6 protein-coding genes are annotated in these 3,292 nt (G+C 57.3%); all 6 read left to right on the plus strand.

Annotated features, from left to right (window positions below):
• A partial coding sequence (locus tag PG883_RS20810) for a hypothetical protein (protein ID WP_270807950.1) occupies window positions 1-292 on the plus strand: 292 nt, incomplete at its 5' end.
• A 51-nt stretch (window positions 293-343) separates the two neighbouring features.
• Window positions 344-766 carry a hypothetical protein gene (locus PG883_RS20815; protein WP_270807952.1) on the plus strand — a complete coding sequence of 141 codons (423 nt, stop codon included), beginning with the start codon at window positions 344-346 and terminating at the stop codon, window positions 764-766.
• 228 nt (window positions 767-994) lie between these two features.
• Window positions 995-1,501, plus strand: a complete 507-nt coding sequence (gene lepB / locus PG883_RS20820) for a signal peptidase I (protein WP_171865527.1) — start codon at window positions 995-997, stop codon at window positions 1,499-1,501.
• 4 nt (window positions 1,502-1,505) lie between these two features.
• Window positions 1,506-2,756, plus strand: coding sequence for a TrbC family F-type conjugative pilus assembly protein (locus PG883_RS20825; protein ID WP_201035536.1), 1,251 nt, complete (start codon window positions 1,506-1,508; stop codon window positions 2,754-2,756).
• Entirely contained in the window at window positions 2,753-2,881 is a 129-nt protein-coding gene (locus PG883_RS20830) for a hypothetical protein (RefSeq protein ID WP_258555759.1), read from the plus strand. The genes PG883_RS20825 and PG883_RS20830 overlap by 4 nt, the downstream gene beginning before the upstream one ends.
• Window positions 2,878-3,292 (plus strand): TraU family protein (locus tag PG883_RS20835; protein WP_270807956.1); only part of this gene is annotated, 415 nt, incomplete at its 3' end. The genes PG883_RS20830 and PG883_RS20835, both read left to right, overlap by 4 nt.

Here is a 3,292-nt window from a genome sequence, read left to right on the forward strand (position 1 = left end):
AGACGTGCTTCTGATCGTGGACGGGGAGCAGGTGTGGATTGATGGCGAGGAGTTTTACCGTGTGTCGGGCGGAGATTCTATTGAGCTCGACGGTGAGCGAGTAGAACTAGCTTCTAAATTCCACTGCGAGCACGAAACAGATAACAAGGGCACGCTCCACCTCGAAGTGATCGTTGAAGGTCGCCAGATACATGAAAATATCACCTTCATCGACAAGGGCAGCGCCCGGACTATTGAAGTTGAAGAAAATAATTTGTCGCTGGCCGGTTCGAGCGGGCGTGAATGGGGGTAATGAAACATTCGATCCACTCCATCCTGGTCAGGAACTCAAATTATGAACCCTGTGAACCCATACCCGATCAGCCATCAGTTGCGAGCCCTGCAGCGCACAATGGCTCAAGCAGGCTGGGAGATCACCTCCCTCGAACTTGACCTCACCGGGGTCCAGCACGAGGTCACGATCCGCTGCGACCGCGATGATGGTCGCTGGATTTGGGCGCGGGTGGATAGGATTGGCAGGTGTGTGCTGGAGAGCTTCCAGCGCACGCGCACCCTCGGACGGCCGAGCTACGCAACCGGCAAGTGGCCGCTCTCACCGCAAGTAGAGGATGAGTTTCTGTCTCGCCAGCAAGCGGCCAATGGTCGTGAACTGGTGCGGTTGGTGACAGAGTACCTGACGGACAACGCCACAGAGACAATCAGCCTGGGCGAGGTACGCAGAGCCTGGGACGCCATCACGGACACTCGCACCCGTTTCCGGGTATAAACCCTTCCAAGGCCGGGCTACCGGCCACTCTTTCTGGCAGCTCCATACCGTAACGCCCCCGAATTAACGCAGACACTTCTTCCGTCCTCTACGGACATTGACACACCGCTTGTCGCGCCACGCTCTTAACCTCATCTCTCGCAAGATCTAATCCAGATTCGTTGCGCCCATCACGCTTTACAAATATGATGGAGATCGGCTTTAAAAGTCAGAGATAGGCGTTTTTCAATGACGAGAGACCTGACGTTCTACCGACGTAGAGACATAGCAGTGATGGTTGTCCTGGCAGGACTGGGTTTTTACCTGTTCAAAGCTCTGTTTGTGATTGGGATGCCATCGCCCAAGTTTTCTGGGTGCTTGACCCACAAGATCTTCCTGGTCAGCAAGTTGGAAGAGGATGTGGTCAGGGGAGGCATCTATGCGGTCTCGATGGACCGGGATCTGAAAATCGCCAAGAAGGGCGAAAAGTTGATGAAGATTGTGGCCGCCACCGGGGGTGACAAGGTCCGGGTAGATCTTGATGGCGTGTGGGTCAACGAAAAGACCTATTACCCCGTGCCGCTGCACGGCATAGCAGGGCGATTGAAGATTCCAGAGTCCGAGGTGATGAAGACCATTACCGTCCCCGCCGGACATTTGTATCTGATCGGCAATACCGACCGCAGTTACGACTCGCGTTTTTGGGGAACGATAGATGAAAAGAACGTTATTGGCCGGGCTATTACTGTCATGTAATCCCGTGCTTGCCCAAGAGCAGCCGTCGGCACCGATGGATGTGGATGCACTGTCTCGGGAAATGGCCATCAATGCCAAGGCCATTCAGCAGCAAGCCATGAAAGACCCCACCAAGTTGGTGATGCGGACGCAGGCTGAGCAGATCACCGACGAGCAGCACGAGCAGGCCCAGAAGATCACCGATGAGGCGATGCGTAAGGCCGCCTCCGTGCAGACCACCCAGCAGATCGGTAAGGTGTTCGGCAACATGAAGCAGGGCGACCTCGCCGCTGTGCTTGGGGCTGACAAGGTGAGTAGCAGCGACAAGGATAAGGCCGCGGCGCTCGGGAACGGGATGATGTTCCTCTCGATGTCCCTGCCGGACAAAGACCTCATGGCGTCCCTGGAAGTGGCAGCTCGCTACTCGATGCCGGTCGCCTTCATCGGCCTGCTCAAGGGCAGTGGCACCATCACGGACACAGCAAGGCAGCTGCGTGTCATCGCTCGCAAGGCGGGGATCAGCGAAGACCGTGAGCCCCAGGTACTGCTCAATCCGGTCGCCTTCGAGAAGTACGGGGTGACCGTGGTTCCCACCATCATTCGAGATATGGGGGATGGCTCCTTCCACCGCCTAGAAGGCTCTATCAACATCAACTATTTCGAAGATGCCGTGGCCCAGCAGGAAGAGGGCGAGCGCCTGAACCAGCGGGTGGGTCCGACCTGGAAGATTGAAGAACTGAGTCTGGTTGAGGAGATGAAAAAGCGGGCCTTGGCCATCGACTGGAAGGCCAAGCAAGATGCCGCCGTGGCTCGCTTCTGGAACAACCAGACGATGCACAGCCTTCCTCCGGCGAGCAAGGATGAGCGGTGGATGATCGATCCTACCGTCAAGGTGGTGAAGGACGTTGTCGACCCCAAAGGCAATGTGTTGGCCAAGGCCGGAACCATCGTCAATCCCTTGGCTCAACCCCACGCCGCGCTACGGATGATCGTTATCAACCCGCAGTCGCAGCTGGAGTTGGACTGGACCAAGGCTTACCGGGAGAAGAATCCCTTCGCCGGTCAAACCATGGTGCTGGCCACCGATTACACCCGAGAACAGGGTTGGGATGTGATGCGTCGGGCCAACGAGCATCTGCAGACCCGTACCCGGCTGCTGCCCAAAGAGCTCATAGAGCGCTTCCACCTAGCGGCAACCCCCACCGTGATTGAAACCTCGGGCACCGTGTTTGCCGTGCAGCAATTCGCCATAGCGGCTCAGGAGGCGACCCAATGAAAATGATATTCCTCACCATCGGTTTCCTAGTCGGAGTGGTGTTTGCGACCAAATACCCCTATATGGCCGACACCATCTCGGCATGGGTGCAGACCAATCCCGTACTGACGGGGCTGATGAGATGACATTCCTCAATCGGTTGGTTAAGAGGTTGCTCAGGGCCGTGCTCATCGCAGCGCTGTGTGGTGGGGTGGCCGCATTCACGACCTGGTCGGTGATGGCCGCGCAGCCCGGCAAGGATTTCAACCTGGACTGCGAAGACGGGAAGATACTGCAGGGCATCATCGACAAGATCTGTTGGTCCTGCGTGCTGCCTATGCGGATCATGGGCGTGGGCCCCAAACCCGCTGGCGCGGCTCCCAGTAAGTCAATCTGCATGTGCAATGACAACAACGGGGTACCTGAGATTGGCTGGCAGCTTGGCTATTTCCAACCGGCGAGAGTCGAAGAGGTGGTCAAAACCCCGTGGTGCTCGCCGTTCCTCGGTGGGATCAAGCTGCAGGACAGTTCCTTCGAGGTGGGCCGCGACCGGGCAT

Origin of the sequence: Aeromonas sp. QDB25 (assembly GCF_027707725.1) — a bacterium.
GTDB lineage: Bacteria > Pseudomonadota > Gammaproteobacteria > Enterobacterales > Aeromonadaceae > Aeromonas > Aeromonas caviae.

What these genes read in the sequence shown, in the direction of transcription:
- lepB (WP_171865527.1), top strand. Translation starts at nt 995, where the DNA reads ATGACGAGAGACCTGACGTTCTACCGACGTAGAGACATAGCAGTGATG.
- PG883_RS20830 (WP_258555759.1), top strand. Translation starts at nt 2,753, where the DNA reads ATGAAAATGATATTCCTCACCATCGGTTTCCTAGTCGGAGTGGTGTTT.